Below are 17,570 nucleotides of genomic sequence, written 5' to 3'. Positions count from 1 at the left end.
AAGCCGCCGGCAGGGCCATCCTGATCGCTGGCAGGAGTGACATGGCCGTATGAATGCCATTGTCGTTACCGCACTCAAGCGGCCTTACACGTTTGTCGTTCTGTCCATCATGATCCTGATTTTCGGGGTCAAGGCCATCGTTTCAACGCCGACGGACGTCTTTCCATCCATCAAGATTCCGATTGTGGCGGTGATCTGGTCCTATACTGGCCTGATGCCGGAAGATATGTCGGGGCGTATCGTTTACTATTACGAACGATCCCTGACGGCGACGGTCAGCAATATCGAGCATATCGAGAGTTCGTCCTATTACGGTCGCGGCATTGTGAAGATCTTCTTCCAGCCGGGCACGAATACGGCTGTTGCCCAGACACAGATCACCTCCGTTTCCCAGACGATCATCAAACAGCTTCCCAACGGTTCGACCCCACCACTGATCCTGGCGCTCGATGCCTCATCCGTGCCGGTCCTGACGCTTCAGGTGAATAATCCGACCATGTCCGGGTCGGAGATCTACAATATGGCGTCCAACCTGATCCGGCCGGAGCTCGTATCGGTGCCCGGGGCGGCTATCCCCAATCCGTATGGCGGTCTTGCGCCCGACATCATGGTGGATATCGATCCCATCAAACTGCTGGCACACCGCCTGTCCCCGGAGGATGTGGCGGCCGCGCTGAACCGGCAGAATATCGTTCTGCCGGCTGGTGATCAGAAAATCGGCCAGCTTGACTGGATGGTGAAAACAAATTCCACGCCTCTTGATCTGTCCGTCTTCAACCGGATGCCGCTCAAGCAGGTCGGGAATTCGGTGATCTATCTGCGCGATGTGGCATGGGTCCACCGGGGAGGGCCGCCGCAGATCAACGCGGTTCTCGTGAAGGGGCAGCAGGCGGTTCTGATCGTCATCCTCAAGAGCGGCAATGCCTCGACGCTGGATGTCGTGAGCGGCATCAAGAAGCTGCTGCCGTCTGTTGAAGCGACCCTCCCGGCCGGGACGACCATGAAAGTCCTGACCGATGCATCCAGCTTCGTGAAGGAATCCGTTGTGGACGTGGTACGTGAGATGATCACGGCCGCGATCCTGACCAGTCTTACGGTTCTTCTGTTTCTCGGATCCTGGCGTTCCACCGTTATTGTGGCGACATCCATTCCGCTGGCGATGCTGTGTTCCATTATCGGGCTGAGTGTCGCCGGGCAGTCCATCAATGTCATGACGCTGGGCGGACTGGCACTTGCCGTGGGTATCCTTGTTGATGATGCCACGGTCATGATCGAGAACATCGACGCCCATCTGGATACGGGGAAGAACCTGGAAGACGCCATCATTGATGCAGCCAACCAGATCGTCATTCCGACTTTCGTTTCCACGACCTGTATCTGCATCGTGTGGCTGCCGCTGTTCGAACTGACGGGCATTTCCGGCTGGCTGTTCATGCCAATGGCCGAAGCCATCATCTTTGCCATGATCGCGTCCTTCATCCTGTCTCGGACGCTGGTGCCGACCATGGCGAACTGGCTGCTGGCGGCCCAGGTGGCGATGCATCGCGATCCGGCATGGCAGAATCGCAAACCTGGTTTCTTCGGGCGCTTCCAGCGGGGGTTCGAAGCGCGATTCTCCAGTTTCCGGGAGCATTACAAAGAAGCCCTGATCGCGTTGCTTGGCATCCGGGGACGGTTTGTGGCGATGTTCATGCTGGCGGCCATCTCGTCCATGGCGCTCCTGCTGTTCGTGGGGCAGGATTTCTTCCCGGAAATCCGGTCTGGTACACTCCAGATGCACATGCGTGCGCCGATTGGCAGCCGTATCGAGGAGACCGGCAAGATTGCCGGTCTGGCCGAGAAGAAGGCCCGTCAGCTTCTGCATGGCCAGATCGTGAATGTCGTGAACAACTGCGGCCTGCCGTTCAGTCAGCTCAACCAGGCGATGATTCCGTCTCCGACAACCGGATCACAGGATTGTGACATCACCATCCAGCTTAAGGATTCCGAAAGCCCTATTCCGGAATACCGGCGTATCCTGCGCAAGGGATTAACAGATGCTTTCCCCGGAACGATCTTTACGTTCCAGCCGGGCGATCTGACGGCAAAGATCCTGAACTTCGGTCTTCCATCGCCGCTGGATGTGCAGATCGTGGGACGGAATCTTCAGGAGAACTTCCAGTTCGCAAACGAGCTTGCCCAGAAGCTGCGGCGGGTCACGGGTATTGCGGACGTGAACGTCCAGGAGCCGATGACCCAGCCTACGGTCATGGTCAACAACCGGCGCAGTTTCGCGATGGGAACGGGCATTACCGAGCGTGATGTGGCGCTCAATGCTCTCGTAACCCTATCGGGAAGCGGGCAGGTGGGTCAGACCTACTATCTGAATGCGCAAGGTACGTCTCAGCTGATCGATGTGCAGACGCCGGCCAATTATCTCCAGACCATGAATGATCTGGAAATCCTGCCCATCGACAAGGGAGACGGAAATCCTAACAATCAGAATCCTCAGCTTCTTGGTGGACTGAGTGAATTCGTGATGACCGGTACTCCGGCTGAAGTGGCGCATTACAACATCATGCCAGTGTTCGATATCTATGCCGCACCTGAAGATATCGATCTGGGAACGGTTTCACGGGCTGTGGACCGCATTGTCAATGAGGAGCGCCACAAGCTGCCGCATGGGTCCAGCATGGTGGTGCGCGGTCAGGCCGTGACGATGAACGATGCCTATGTCCAGCTGATTGGCGGTCTCGCGCTGTCAATCGTACTGGTCTATCTGATCATCGTCGTGAACTTCCAGTCTTGGCTTGACCCCTTCGTCATCATCACGGCGCTGCCGGGAGCCCTTGGCGGTATTTCCTGGAGCCTGTTCCTGACCAATACGGCCATGTCAGTTCCTGCCCTGACGGGAGCCATCATGTGCATGGGGACGGCGACGGCAAATGCCATTCTGGTCGTGGCTTTTGCCCGAGAGCGGATGGACCATCATGGCGATGCGATTACTGCGGCTATCGAAGCGGGGTATGAGCGTATCCGCCCTGTCATGATGACGGCTCTGGCCATGATGATCGGCATGATCCCGATGTCGATCAGCAACTCGGACAATGCTCCGCTGGGCAAGGCGGTCATCGGGGGACTGCTGATCGCGACCGTGGCGACGCTCTTGTTTGTGCCCTGCGTTTTTGCACTGATACATTACAGGCACCCTGCCGGGCCTGAAGGAGACCACGCGTGAATCACTCGATGGAACAGGGGCAGATGCCTCAGGGAAACCATCCTGAACATGGTGGTGGTTCGAGTGCCCGCGGGAAGGTAATCCTCCTCGCTGTCGTACTGGTGGCCATAGCTCTGGCGGCGTGGGGGATCGTGAAGCGGGGAACGCATTTCCACTCCCTGGACGGGCGTACCGAAGATGCTGCCATTCCGCCTGTTACGCTGATTACGCCACAGCCGGGACCAAAGACCCGCGAGGTTGATCTGCCAGCCAATCTGGCAGCCTGGTATGAGGCGCCGATCTATGCGCAGGTCTCGGGCTATGTGAAGATGTGGTATAAGGACTATGGTGCTCATGTAAAACAGGGCGACATCCTCGCGGAAATCAGCACGCCAAGCATCGATGCCCAGTATGCGGCGGCCAAGGCGCATTATAACGTGATCCTGGCCCGGTATAATCTGGCGCTTATCACGACCAAACGCTGGACGGCCCTCAAGAGCACGCAGGCCGTTTCCCGGCAGGAAGTGGACGTGCAAGCGGCGAACGCAGCGGCGCAGAAAGCGGAGCTTGAAGCCGCGGCCCATGAGGTGGATCGTTTCCAGGCGCTGGAAGACTTCAAGAAAATCGTCGCGCCATTCGATGGTATTGTTACGTCGCGTCTTGTGAACGTAGGTGACTACGTGAATGCGGGTGGTGGAAACGTCAATTCACGCGGATCGGCATCTGAACTGTTTTCTGTTGCCGATGTGCATCGGATGCGTGTCTTCGTTTCCGTACCGCAGGATTTCGCCAGTGTCATTTCCCCGAAGATTACGGCTGAACTGACTGTTCCGCAGTATCCGGACCGCCGTTTCAAGGCCACGTTCCTCGCTACGGCCAACGCTTTCAATGCATCCACGCGTACCGTGACAACGGAGTTGACGTTGGGGAATGCGGACAATCTGCTTTGGCCCAATTCCTACGCTACGGCCCATATCACTGCGCCGGGAAATCCGAATATCCTGATTCTTCCAGAAGGCGCGATCGTTTTCCGGGCGCAAGGTAGTCAGGTTGCCAAGGTCATCAACAATCACGTTCACCTGGTCAATGTGACGGTTGGTATCAACTTCGGAACTACTGTGCAGGTTCTGAGCGGTATTACAAAGAGCGACCAGCTTATTGCCAATCCGACGGCTGATCTGCTGGAAGGGGATGAGGTCAAGGTTGTTCCCACGACCCCGGGATACAACACGCCGACCAAAACCCAGCAGGAAGAGGACCAGAAAGCCGTTCGTCAGCATGATGCCAATCCTGACGAGGCCGGATCGCGCTGATGAATCTTAAAAACATCCGTCTCATGGCCGGGCGTCGGTCGGGAAGCCGTCGTTCAGGTCACTTCCAGAGTATGACTGCACTGGCATGTGCTCTCTGTGTCGGTCTGACATCATGTGATCTTGCGCCGCAGTACCATCCCCAGAAATTCCTCTATCCTAACGGATGGGAAGGCAAAGGCGTCATGACCGATGCTCATCCAGCGGATGACACGGTGCGCAGTAACTGGTGGACGATGCTGCAGGATCCGGTTCTCAATGATCTCGAGACGCGGATGCTTGCCGTCAATCCTGATCTCCAGGCTTCGGCAGAAGCCTTCACTCAGTCGCGTGACATAGCGCGTGAGACTGAAAGCCGGCTTTACCCTCAGGTCACCGGCTCTGCTCACATGAGCGACAACAAGGGCTCACTGGGGCGGCTGTTTCTGAATGCGGCCCATACGTCCAGCTATGTCTATGAGTCCAATCAGGGTTACAGCGGAGCGGCGACCTGGGAGCCGGATTTCTGGGATTACATTCGTAATACGACGCGGATGCAGAAAAATATGGCGCAGGCGAGTGCTGCTGACTTTGCTCTCTCACGTCTGACGCTTGAGGCGGAACTTGCAACGGATTATATCGCGCTGCGCGGTCTGGACGCGCAGAATGCGGTCTATGATGACTCGATCCGGTACTTCAGGGCTGCCGTTGAAATTACCGAATTGCGGCAAGCGGGAGCCATCGGTGCTGGGCTGGATGTTTCGCGGGCTGAAAATCAGCTTTATTCCGCACAGGCGGCCAAAAGCCGTCTAATCGCCGACCGCCGGGTAATGGAAAATGCCATTGCCGTGCTGTTGAATACGGCACCTGCTGGCTTTCATATTGCGCCCATGCATGATGTGAAAATGCATTTCGGAGCAGTGAAGGTGAATGCCGGTCTGCCATCCACTCTTTTGGAACGTCGGCCTGACATCGCTGAGGCCGAACGGAGCATGGCTGCTGCATCCAGAGCCATCGGCGTTTCCCGCGCGGCGTTCTATCCGCGTTTTACCTTCAGTGCGACTGGTGGTTTTGAAGACGGTGGCTTTGATCTGGCCAGTATCTCACGGGCTTTCTGGACAATTGCCGTGCAGGCGGTGGAGCCGGTATTTACAGGTGGACTGCGTCGTGCCGCGTTGCAGCGGGCCTGGTCGCAGTACCGGGAATCCGTGGATAATTACAGAAGTGTCGTTCTCGGAGCTTTCCAGGATGTTGAGAATGGCCTGACTCAGAGCGGTCAGTACAAGGTTGCACAGGATCAGCAGCAGAGGGCTGTCGAGGCCGCGTTGCGGACGCAGGGCATGACCATGGCGCTCTATACGGGGGGCCTTTCCAATTACCTTGATGCGCTGGTCGCTCAGCAATACGCGCTTCAGGCCCGTCTGGCGGAAGTGGACGTCCAGACGGCCCAGATTCAGGCCACCATCCGGCTTGTTCGTGCTCTTGGTGGTGGATGGAACGCTAGCGATCTGCCAACAGTCAAGCAGATCGACCCCTTTGGTCCGCTTCAGTACGAAAATCTCCATAATCCCAAGCCCGTTGCGGGTATCGACAGCAATGTCTCTCCCCGAAATGATGATCTGCGCGGTGACCGGGTTGGACCAGGCGCCGGCAAGGGGTTGACGAACTGATATAAAGTGGTCTAGGGGACCGCCTCACTTCGAACGCGGGAGGAGGGGCGTCTGCCGACTCCGTTGCTACCGCGGTTCGGGAACGACAGAAAAGGGAGTCCCGGATATGGCCAAAAAAGTTGTTGGCTACATCAAGCTTCAGATTCCGGCTGGTAAAGCCAATCCTTCTCCGCCGGTTGGTCCGGCTCTGGGTCAGCGCGGCCTGAACATCATGCAGTTCTGCAAGGAGTTCAACGCCAAGACACAGCAGCTTGAGCCCGGCATGCCGATTCCGGTCGTCATCACTGCTTATGCTGACCGGACGTTCTCCTTCATCACGAAGACGCCGCCGAATACGTATTTTCTCCTGAAGGCCGCCAAGATTTCCAAGGGCAGTCAGACGGTCGGGAAGTCGGCTGCTGTCGGTTCCGTGACAACGGCTCAGCTGCGCGAAATCGCTGAGACGAAGTTCAAGGACATGAATGCCAACGACATCGACGGCGCCGTGCGCATGCTCGCCGGTTCCGCGAAGTCGATGGGTCTGAACGTGGTGGAGGGCTGATATCATGGCCAAGAACAAGCGTCTGAAGGCCGCTCAGGCCAAGGTCGAGCGCAACAAGCCCTATGCTCTGGCTGAGGCTGTTGCTCTGGTGAAGGGCAATGCTACGGCGAAGTTCGACGAAACGGTCGAGCTGTCCCTCAACCTCGGCATTGATCCGCGTCACGCTGACCAGATGGTCCGTGGCCTGATTTCCCTGCCGAACGGTACCGGCAAGACCCTGCGCGTCGGTGTGTTTGCACGTGGTCCGAAGGCTGAGGAAGCCAAGGCTGCGGGTGCAGAAGTTGTCGGTGCTGAAGATCTGGCGGAGAAAGTACAGGCTGGCGAGATCGATTTCGATCGCTGCATTGCAACGCCGGATATGATGGCTCTCGTTGGTCGTCTGGGTAAGATCCTCGGCCCGCGAGGCCTTATGCCGAACCCCCGTCTTGGTACGGTGACCATGGACGTCAAGGGTGCCATCACGGCAGCCAAGTCCGGTCAGGTCGAATATCGTGCCGAGAAGGCTGGCATCATTCATGCTGGTGTTGGCAAGGCGTCTTTCGATGAAGCCAAGCTGATCGAAAACATCAACGCTCTCGTCGATGCGGTTCAGAAGGCCCGTCCATCTGGTGCCAAGGGGACCTATCTCAAGAAGGCAGCCCTGTCTTCCACGATGGGCCCAGGTGTTCGTCTGGACGTTGCAAGCTTCGAGGCTTGATTTTAAAGGAGTCTTTCAACTAGAAAGCCTCCACGAGATGACGTCACGTTTCGGCGTGACGGCGTAGGGGCGATTATTTTCAATGATCGCTTCCAAACCTGTCCAAGACCGCACGTAACGCCGCAGGGTGTTTTAAGGCTTCTTTTGGGGGCGCGAGCGGCAGACGGGGCGCCAGTTTTTGCGGTTATGCCGCGATGTGCTGGGTTTGCTCACTTCTGTGGACAGGCGAGCGGGATGGTTCTGTAAAGAGCCATCTCATGGGTAACCTGGTCCGGTGTAAATCGGACTGACGAGGAGACAGGTTTTGGACCGTACGGAAAAACGGGCCTTTGTCGAGTTCCTCGCCGACGTGTTCAACAGCACGTCCATGGTAGTCGTCACCGAGAACAAGGGTCTGACGGTTGCTGATGTGACGGAGCTGCGGCGACGCGTTCGTGCGGCAGGAGCGACGTATAAGGTTGCGAAGAACCGGCTGGCCAGCCGCGCTCTGGATGGGACCCAATTCGACGGCATTGCGCCGCTGCTGAAAGGGCCGACGGCTCTTGCATGGTCTGATGACCCGGCTGCGGTTGCCAAAGCAATCGTCGAGTTCGCCAAGACGAATGACAAGTTGGTAGTCCTCGGTGGCTCCCTTGGTTCCCAGACGCTTGACGTCGACGGGGTCAAGGCGCTTGCCGAACTGCCGTCGCTGGACGAACTGCGTGCGAAGCTGGTTGGTATGATCAATACCCCCGCAACGCGTATCGCAGGTGTTGTCCAGGCGCCGGCCGGCCAGCTTGCTCGCGTTTTTGGCGCCTATGCCAAGACCGGCGAAACAGAAGCCGCCTGAAAGCAAGGTCTGTGCTACGGCGCAGGCTTGAATCTGAACACACAGTACATCACGTAGGATAAAACCATGGCCGATCTGGCAAAGATTGTTGACGAACTGTCCGCTCTGACCGTTCTGGAAGCTGCTGAGCTCTCCAAGATGCTCGAAGAAAAGTGGGGCGTTTCCGCTGCTGCTCCGGTTGCTGTTGCTGCTGCTGCCGGTGGCGCTGCTGCTGCTCCTGCTGAAGAGCAGACCGAGTTCACCGTTGTTCTGGCCGCCGCTGGCGACAAGAAGATCAATGTGATTAAGGAAATCCGTGGCATCACGGGTCTGGGTCTGAAGGAAGCCAAGGATCTGGTCGAGGGTGCGCCCAAGACCGTTAAGGAAGGCGTGTCCAAGGACGATGCCGCCAAGATCAAGAAGGCTCTTGAAGACGCCGGCGCCAAGGTCGAAGTCAAGTAATCACTTGATGATGGTCTTTTCCCTTCAGAAGGGAAAAGACCTCTGCCTGGCAGACAGATGGGGCGGGGATCGCATGCGGTTCCCGCCCGATTTGCCGTTGGCGGAAATTCGAAGTATAGTACGCGGCTCGCCACGTTAATTAAGATAATTGCAGGCCGGACGTTCCGGTCGTCCGCAGGGTTCAGGCCACAAGGCTCGAAGCTGGTGTTCGGACGACTCGAAGGTCTGGTGCAGAGGGCAGGATAGATGAACGCGATCACCAAATCGTTCACGGGACGCAAGAGGATCCGCAAAAGCTTCGGGCGCATTCCCGAAATTGCGCCGATGCCCAATCTGATTGATGTGCAGCGCGCTTCCTATGAAGCGTTCCTGCAGATGAACGTGAGCCCTGATAGCCGTCATAATTCCGGCCTGCAGGAAGTTTTCCGCTCCGTTTTTCCGATCAATGACTTCGCGGGTCGTGGTCGTCTGGATTTCATGTCTTACGAGTTCGAGGAGCCAAAATACGACGTTGAAGAATGCATTCAGCGTGGGCTGACCTATGCGGCACCTTTGAAGGTCATTCTGCGTCTGACGACATGGGATATCGACGAAGACACGGGTTCCCGCTCCATTCACGACCTGAAGGAACAGCCGGTCTACATGGGCGATATGCCGCTCATGACGGATAACGGTACATTTATCATCAATGGAACCGAGCGTGTCATCGTTTCCCAGATGCACCGTAGTCCCGGCGTTTTCTTCGATCACGACAAGGGCAAGACCCATTCGTCCGGCAAGTATCTTTTTGCCGCACGGGTTATTCCTTATCGCGGTTCATGGCTCGATTTCGAATTTGATGCCAAGGATCTGATCTACGTCCGTATCGACCGTAAGCGCAAGCTGCCGGTCACAACCCTTCTCTACGCCCTGCAGGGTGCGAACTATCTCGCGCAGCGCGAGGAGAAGCTCGCTGAAGGGGGCGATGTTGATAGCCTCGATATCCGTGGTATGGATCAGGACGAGATCCTATCCTATTTCTATGACATGGTGCCTTTCACCCGGCTGGGTGACGAGTGGGCCCGTCCGTTCGAGCCAGATGCTTTCCGTGGCCTGAAGCTGCTGAGTCCGCTGGTGGATGCCGATACGGGTGAAATCGTTGCGGAAGCCGACACGAAGCTGACAAGCCGTCTCGTGCGTAAGATCGCAGAGAAGACGCGTATCGTCCGCGTCGGGCGTCTGGATGTGCTGGGTCGTTTCCTTGCCTATGATTTGGTCAATGAGCAGACGGGTGAGATCTACGGGGAGGCTGGCGAGGAACTGACCGAAGACCGTCTGCTTGCGCTTGAGGAAGCTGGTCTCACGGAATTGCCGACGCTCGGAGTGGATGGGGCTCATGGTCCTTGGATCCGCAATACGCTGGCGGCAGATAAGAATACCTGTCGTGACGAAGCGCTGATCGACATCTATCGCATCATGCGACCAGGCGAGCCGCCGACGAAGGAAACTGCGGAAGCCATGTTCCATGGTCTCTTCTTTGCGCCTGACCGCTATGACCTGTCAGCAGTCGGACGTGTGAAGATGAACATGCGTCTTGATGTTGATGCGCCGGATACGCTGCGTACACTGCGCAAGGAAGATATCCTGCGCACCATCAAAATCATGTGCGACCTGAAGGACGGTCGTGGTCAGATCGATGATATCGATAATCTTGGAAACCGTCGTGTTCGCTCTGTCGGCGAACTGATGGAGAACCAGTACCGCGTCGGGCTGCTCCGTATGGAGCGTGCAATCCGCGAGCGCATGGGGTCTGTTGATATCGATACGGTCATGCCGCATGACCTTATCAACGCCAAGCCGGCTGCGGCTGCGGTTCGTGAATTCTTTGGCTCGTCGCAGCTGAGCCAGTTCATGGATCAGACCAACCCATTGTCCGAAGTGACGCACAAGCGCCGTCTCTCCGCGCTTGGCCCAGGTGGCCTGACGCGTGAGCGGGCGGGCTTCGAGGTTCGTGACGTTCATCCGACGCATTATGGTCGTATCTGCCCTATCGAAACGCCTGAGGGGCCAAATATCGGTCTGATCAATTCTCTGGCGACTTATGCGAAGGTGAACAAATACGGCTTCATCGAGACGCCGTATCGCCTCGTGGAGGAAGGAACTCTTCAGGATGGCTGGAAGTATCTGTCCGCCATGGAGGAAGAGAAGCTGGTTGTGGCGCAGGCTGATGCCGGGCAGGACAGCGAAGGTCATCTGACGGATGACGCTGTATCCGTGCGTAAGTCTGGTGATTTCCGGATGGTTGCGCCGGATCAGGTGACCGCCTGTGACGTGTCTCCGAAGCAGCTCGTGTCTGTAGCCGCGGCTTTGATTCCCTTCCTTGAGAACGATGATGCTAACCGCGCTCTGATGGGAGCGAACATGCAGCGTCAGGCTGTGCCGCTGGTGAAGGCCGACGCGCCGCTGGTTGGTACGGGCATGGAAGCCGCAGTTGCTCATGACTCCGGTGCGACCATTGTGGCCAAGCGTCGCGGTATTATCGATCAGATTGATGGCGCGCGTATTGTTGTGCGTGCAACGGATGAAGCTGGCGCTACGCAGGGTGTCGATATTTACCGTCTGCGCAAATACATGCGGTCCAATCAGTCCACCTGCATCAACCAGCGTCCTCTAGTGAAGGTCGGTGATACGGTTCATGCCGGTGATATCATCGCTGATGGTCCGTCCACGGAACTTGGTGAACTGGCTCTGGGGCGTAACGTCCTCGTGGCTTTCATGCCTTGGAACGGTTACAACTTCGAAGATTCCATTCTGATTTCCGAGCGTATTGCCCGCGATGATGTCTTCACTTCGATCCATATCGAAGAATTTGAAGTCATGGCGCGTGATACGAAGCTGGGTCAGGAAGAAATCACGCGGGACATTCCCAACGTCGGTGAAGAGGCTCTTCGGAACCTTGACGAGGCCGGGATTGTCTATGTTGGTGCCGAGGTCAATCCGGGCGATATCCTGGTGGGGAAGGTGACGCCGAAAGGCGAAAGCCCGATGACCCCGGAAGAAAAGCTGCTGCGTGCCATCTTCGGTGAAAAAGCGTCTGATGTCCGGGATACGTCCCTGAAGCTGCCGCCTGGAACGAGTGGAACGATTGTTGACGTCCGCGTTTTCTCCCGCCGAGGGGTGGATAAGGACGAGCGTGCAATGGCGATCGAGCGTGCCGAGATCGAGCGTCTGACCAAGGACCGCGATGACGAGCGCGCCATTCAGGAACGCAGCTTCTACAACCGTCTGCGAGAACGTCTGATCGGCCAGACAGCAGGGTCCGGTTTCAAGGGCGTGCGGGCAGGGACGCCGATTACGGCCGAGGTTCTGGATGAGCATCCGCGTGCAGTCTGGGCTAATATGACTGTAACTGCTGATGAGGTCATGGCGGAACTGGAAACGCTTCGGGCGGAGTTCAGGGAAGCGACTGGTCGCATCAATGCCCGTTTTGACAGTAAGGTCGAGAAGCTGCAGCGTGGTGACGAGCTTCCTCCGGGTGTGATGAAGATGGTCAAGGTTTTTGTCGCCGTGAAGCGCAAGCTTCAGCCGGGTGACAAGATGGCTGGCCGTCACGGAAACAAGGGTGTCGTGTCTCGCGTTGTCCCTGTGGAAGACATGCCGTTCCTCGAAAATGGCCAGGCAGTGGATATCGTCCTTAATCCGCTCGGTGTGCCATCTCGTATGAATATCGGTCAGATTCTTGAAACCCACCTTGGCTGGGCCTGTGCCAATATCGGTGCGAGCATTGGCGACATGGTCGACGAATACCAGCGAAATGGGGAGCGCAAGCAGGAACTGCTCGATCGTCTTCGGGATGTGTACGGTGACAAGATCTTCGAAGAAGATATTGCGACCCTGCCGAACGAACAGCTTGTTGAACTGGCCAACAATCTTCGTAAGGGCCTACCGATCGCTACCCCGGTTTTCGATGGTGCGTCGATCCCGGATATCGAAAACATGCTGGAGAAGGCCGGGGTTGATAAATCCGGTCAGTCACAGCTAATCGACGGACGGACGGGTGAGCCATTCGAGCGTAAGACAACGGTTGGCTACATCTACATGCTGAAACTGCATCATCTTGTTGATGACAAGATCCATGCACGTTCCATCGGGCCTTATTCGCTTGTGACCCAGCAGCCGCTGGGTGGTAAGGCGCAGTTTGGTGGTCAGCGCTTTGGTGAAATGGAAGTCTGGGCGCTGGAGGCTTATGGTGCTGCCTACACGCTGCAGGAAATGCTTACGGTGAAGTCGGATGATGTGTCCGGCCGTACCAAGGTCTATGAGGCAATCGTACGCGAGCAGGATGACTTTGAGGCAGGCATTCCCGAGAGCTTCAACGTTCTGATCAAGGAACTGAAGTCTCTTGGCCTGAATGTCGAACTCGAGCAGAGCGGGCTTTAATTGCCCTCTCTATCCCTTTCGCCACGGTTCATTTTTAAGGTGTCCGCGGGACGCCGCGGTACACATTGGGGTTTCGGCGCATGAACGAACTCATGAAGATTTTGGGTCAGAACGGTCAGTCCGTGACCTTTGATCAGATCAAGATCCAGCTTGCTTCCAGCGAGCAGATCCGCTCCTGGTCCTACGGCGAAATCAAGAAGCCGGAGACCATTAACTACCGGACGTTCAAACCGGAACGTGACGGTCTGTTCTGTGCTCGTATTTTTGGTCCGATCAAGGACTATGAATGCCTGTGCGGTAAGTACAAGCGGATGAAGTTTCGCGGTATTGTCTGTGAAAAATGCGGCGTGGAAGTCACTTTGGCCAAAGTGCGCCGTGAGCGCATGGGGCATATCGAACTGGCTTCCCCGGTTGCGCACATCTGGTTCCTGAAATCCCTGCCGAGCCGCATCGCCACGATGCTGGATCTGCCACTGAAGGATGTGGAACCGGTCCTTTATTTTGAGAAGTTCTTGGTGCTCGACAAGGGCGTCTGTGACTCTGATCAGATTGATTCCTATCGGAACGGCAAGAAGCGCGACCAGTATCTGCTGGACGAGATTCGCTGTGAAGACTTGCTGGATGAATATCCGGATGCTGGCATTGAAGTCGGGATCGGTGCTGAAGCGATCAAACGTGCTCTGTCCACCTATGACTGGGGCATTCCAAACGCGCAGGAACGGGATCTGAGTCTCGCCGCCAAAGCAGCTGGGCGTCCCGATCCGTTTGACTATGACGCAGAAGTCATGGAAGGCGATTCCGAAAAGACGATCATGCGCAAGAAGCTGCGTAAGGCGACTTCGGAAGCTGCCCGCAAGAAGCTGGTCAAGCGTCTGAAGCTGGTTGAGGCATTCGTCGAGAGCGGATCGCGCCCTGACTGGATGATCATGGATATTGTTCCGGTCATTCCGCCGGAACTGCGTCCTTTGGTGCCGCTGGATGGCGGTCGTTTCGCGACCTCCGATCTGAATGACCTGTATCGTCGCGTTATCAACCGTAATAACCGTCTGAAGCGTCTGATCGAACTGCGTGCGCCGGACATCATTGTCCGCAACGAAAAGCGTATGCTGCAGGAAGCTGTTGATGCGCTGTTCGACAACGGCCGTCGTGGCCGTGCGATCACGGGTGCCAACAAGCGTCCGCTGAAGTCCCTGTCCGACATGCTCAAGGGCAAGCAGGGCCGTTTCCGTCAGAACCTTCTCGGCAAGCGTGTTGACTACTCTGGCCGTTCGGTCATTGTGGTTGGTCCTGAACTGAAGCTGCATCAGTGCGGTCTGCCGAAGAAGATGGCACTCGAACTTTTCAAGCCGTTCATCTATTCCAAGCTTGAGAAGTATGGTCATGCCACCACCATCAAGGCTGCGAAGCGCATGGTGGAAAAGGAGCGTCCGGAAGTTTGGGATATCCTCGAAGAGGTGATCCGCGAGCATCCGGTCATGCTGAACCGTGCGCCGACGCTTCATCGCCTTGGTATCCAGGCCTTCGAGCCGACGCTGATCGAAGGTAAGGCCATTCAGCTCCATCCGCTGGTCTGCACCGCGTTCAATGCGGACTTCGACGGTGACCAGATGGCCGTGCATGTTCCGCTGTCGCTTGAAGCGCAGCTGGAAGCGCGCGTGTTGATGATGTCCACGAACAATATCCTCAGCCCCGCGAACGGCAAGCCAATCATCGTGCCGTCTCAGGATATCGTTCTGGGTCTCTATTACCTGAGTCTTGAGGTGCCGGAATATCGTGAGACACCGGATGATGCTGTCATCAAGGATGGCAAGGTCGTCAAGGCTGCACCTCCGGCCTATTCGGATGTAGCGGAAATCGAAAGTGCCATGCTGGCAGGTTCTCTCAAGCTGCACGACAAGATCCGCCTGCGTCTGCCTACAGTTAATGCAGAGGGTAAGCCGATCCGGCAGACGATCCTGACGACACCGGGGCGCGCGCTGATTGCTCAGATCCTGCCGAAACATCCAGCGATTCCGTTCAGCCTGATCAACAAGCAGCTGACGAAGAAGAATGTGTCCGATGTTATCGATACGGTCTATCGTCACTGTGGACAGAAGGAAGCAGTAATTTTCTGTGACCGCCTGATGGGTCTTGGTTTCCGCCATGCTGCGCGGGCTGGCATTTCTTTCGGCAAGGATGACATGATCATTCCAGCCGAGAAGGCAACGCTGGTTGGCAAGACTTCTGAGGAAGTCAAGGAATTCGAACAGCAGTATCAGGATGGTTTGATCACGGCTGGCGAGCGTTACAACAAGGTGGTTGACGCTTGGTCGCGTTGCACGGACGAAGTGCAGGCCGCCATGCTGAAGGAAATTTCCAAGCAGGTTATTGGTAAACCGACCAATTCTGTCTGGATGATGAGCCACTCCGGTGCCCGTGGGTCGCCAGCCCAGATGAAGCAGCTTGCCGGTATGCGTGGTCTGATGGTGAAGCCTTCGGGTGAAATCATCGAGCAGCCGATTATTGCGAACTTCAAGGAAGGCCTCTCGGTTCTTGATTACTTCACGTCTAGCCATGGCGCGCGTAAGGGTCTTGCTGATACGGCTCTGAAGACCGCGAACTCCGGTTATCTGACCCGCCGTCTGGTTGACGTGGCGCAGGATTGCATCATCGTTGAGCCTGATTGTGGTACGGAGCGCGGCCTGACGGTGCGTGCGGTCATGGATAGCGGCGAAGTTGTTGCATCGCTGTCCGAGCGTATTCTGGGGCGTACAGCTTCCAAGGATATTGCTGATCCGGCGACGCAGGAAATCATTGTTCCGCGTAATACGCTGATCGATGAAGCCCTGGCGGAAGCAATCGAGAAGGCAGGCGTTGAGAGTGTTGAGATCCGTTCGGTTCTGACCTGTGACAGCCGGGTAGGTATCTGTGCCCATTGCTATGGCCGAGACCTTGCCCGAGGTACGCCGGTCAATATTGGTGAGGCCGTCGGTGTTATTGCTGCGCAGTCCATTGGTGAGCCCGGGACCCAGCTTACGATGCGTACCTTCCATATTGGTGGCGCAGCGACACGTGGTGCCGAGCAGTCCATGGTGGAAGCATCGCGGGACGGCGTGGTAGCGATCAAGAACCGTAACGTCGTTGAAAATTCCCAGAAGGTTCCGGTTGTGATGTCGCGTAACTGCGAGATCCTACTGACCGACGAGAACGGTGTGGAGCGTGCGCGGTATCGTGTGCCTTACGGTGCGCGCCTGATGGTATCTGAAGGGCAGGGGGTTACCCGTGCCCAGAAAATGGCCGAATGGGACCCGTACACCCTGCCGATCATTACTGAGCAGGCTGGTACTGTCGAATACCTTGACCTGATCGACAGCATTACGCTTGTCGAGCGTATGGACGAGGTCACTGGTCTCAGTTCCAAGGTTGTGGTCGACTACAAGCAGGCTGCCAAGGGTGTGGATCTGCGGCCAAGGCTTCAGCTCAAGGATGCCAATGGCGGGGTAGTGAAGCTGGCCAATGGTAACGATGCCCGTTACTTTCTCTCTCCTGACAGTATCCTGTCGGTGGAGAACGGGGCTCAGGTTCATGCTGGCGACGTTCTGGCACGTATCCCTCGTGAAGGTTCCAAGACTCGTGATATTACCGGTGGTCTGCCACGGGTTGCCGAACTGTTTGAGGCGCGTCGTCCGAAGGACCATGCCATCATTGCTGAGGGTGATGGCCGCATCGAATTCGGCAAGGATTACAAGTCGAAGCGCTGTGTGATCGTCAAGAATGACGAGACGGGCGAAGAGACGCAGTATCTGATCCCGAAGGGAAAGCATGTTTCTGTACAGGAAGGCGATTTCGTCCAGAAAGGTGATCCGCTGGTCGATGGTCCGCGCGTGCCGCATGATATCCTGAAAGTCATGGGTGTCGAGGCGCTTTCGGATTATCTCGTCAACGAAATCCAGGATGTCTATCGTCTGCAGGGCGTGAAAATCAATGACAAGCATATCGAAGTCATTGTTCGTCAGATGCTGCAGAAGGTGGAGATCCTGGAGCCGGGCGATTCGACTTATCTGATCGGTGAGACAGTTGACCGGATCGAATATGAGGCTGACTGTCAGCGTCTTCTGGAGAACGGGGATGAGCCTGCGAAGGCTATGCCCGTCCTGCAGGGCATCACCAAGGCATCGCTGCAGACGCAGTCGTTCATCTCGGCAGCATCCTTCCAGGAGACAACACGTGTCCTCACGGATGCTGCTACCTCCGGCAAGGTCGATACCCTCAATGGCCTGAAGGAAAACGTCATTGTGGGACGTCTGATCCCCGCTGGTACAGGCAGTATGATGAACCGTCTGCGGAATATCGCTGCAAGTCAGGATCGTCAGCGTGTCACCAGTTCCGCAGCTGAAGTGGAAGATGCCGCTGAATGATTTATCTGTCTTCCTGGCATTCTGAGGAAGACAGATGGTTGGTCCAGCCGATTCCGGAGAGCAAATTTCCTCGGAATCGGCGATTTCCGGC

General features: G+C 56.6%; 9 protein-coding genes. All 9 read left to right on the top strand.

Going from position 1 to position 17,570, the window contains the following annotated elements:
* The first annotated feature begins 49 nt into the window (after positions 1-49).
* Positions 50-3,217 carry an efflux RND transporter permease subunit gene (locus GMO_RS10735; RefSeq protein WP_008852421.1) on the top strand — a complete coding sequence of 1,056 codons (3,168 nt, stop codon included), beginning with the start codon at positions 50-52 and terminating at the stop codon, positions 3,215-3,217.
* 8 nt (positions 3,218-3,225) lie between these two features.
* The gene (locus GMO_RS10730; protein WP_008852420.1) at positions 3,226-4,509 is read left to right on the top strand and encodes an efflux RND transporter periplasmic adaptor subunit; all 1,284 of its coding nucleotides are present in this window, start codon (positions 3,226-3,228) and stop codon (positions 4,507-4,509) included.
* 71 nt (positions 4,510-4,580) lie between these two features.
* Positions 4,581-6,155 carry an efflux transporter outer membrane subunit gene (locus tag GMO_RS10725; RefSeq protein ID WP_008852419.1) on the top strand — a complete coding sequence of 525 codons (1,575 nt, stop codon included), beginning with the start codon at positions 4,581-4,583 and terminating at the stop codon, positions 6,153-6,155.
* Between the two features lie 106 nt (positions 6,156-6,261).
* Positions 6,262-6,696: a 50S ribosomal protein L11 gene (gene rplK / locus GMO_RS10720; protein ID WP_008852418.1), complete on the top strand. Its 435-nt coding sequence runs from the start codon at positions 6,262-6,264 to the stop codon at positions 6,694-6,696.
* 4 nt (positions 6,697-6,700) lie between these two features.
* Positions 6,701-7,393 carry a 50S ribosomal protein L1 gene (gene rplA / locus GMO_RS10715; RefSeq protein ID WP_008852417.1) on the top strand — a complete coding sequence of 231 codons (693 nt, stop codon included), beginning with the start codon at positions 6,701-6,703 and terminating at the stop codon, positions 7,391-7,393.
* Positions 7,394-7,697: 304 nt separating this feature from the next.
* The gene (gene rplJ, locus GMO_RS10710) at positions 7,698-8,222 is read left to right on the top strand and encodes a 50S ribosomal protein L10 (protein ID WP_008852416.1); all 525 of its coding nucleotides are present in this window, start codon (positions 7,698-7,700) and stop codon (positions 8,220-8,222) included.
* A gap of 66 nt (positions 8,223-8,288) precedes the next feature.
* Positions 8,289-8,663, top strand: a complete 375-nt coding sequence (rplL, locus tag GMO_RS10705; RefSeq protein WP_008852415.1) for a 50S ribosomal protein L7/L12 — start codon at positions 8,289-8,291, stop codon at positions 8,661-8,663.
* Positions 8,664-8,909: 246 nt separating this feature from the next.
* Positions 8,910-13,082, top strand: a complete 4,173-nt coding sequence (gene rpoB, locus GMO_RS10700; RefSeq protein ID WP_008852414.1) for a DNA-directed RNA polymerase subunit beta — start codon at positions 8,910-8,912, stop codon at positions 13,080-13,082.
* A gap of 80 nt (positions 13,083-13,162) precedes the next feature.
* Positions 13,163-17,479 (top strand): DNA-directed RNA polymerase subunit beta', encoded by a 4,317-nt coding sequence (gene rpoC, locus GMO_RS10695; RefSeq protein ID WP_008852413.1) that lies wholly within the window; start codon positions 13,163-13,165, stop codon positions 17,477-17,479.
* Positions 17,480-17,570 lie beyond the last annotated feature (91 nt).

Origin of the sequence: Gluconobacter morbifer G707 (assembly GCF_000234355.1) — a bacterium.
GTDB lineage: Bacteria > Pseudomonadota > Alphaproteobacteria > Acetobacterales > Acetobacteraceae > Gluconobacter > Gluconobacter morbifer.
The sequence above is the reverse complement of the archived record's forward strand: the minus strand, read 5'-3'. Positions and strand labels throughout refer to the sequence as shown.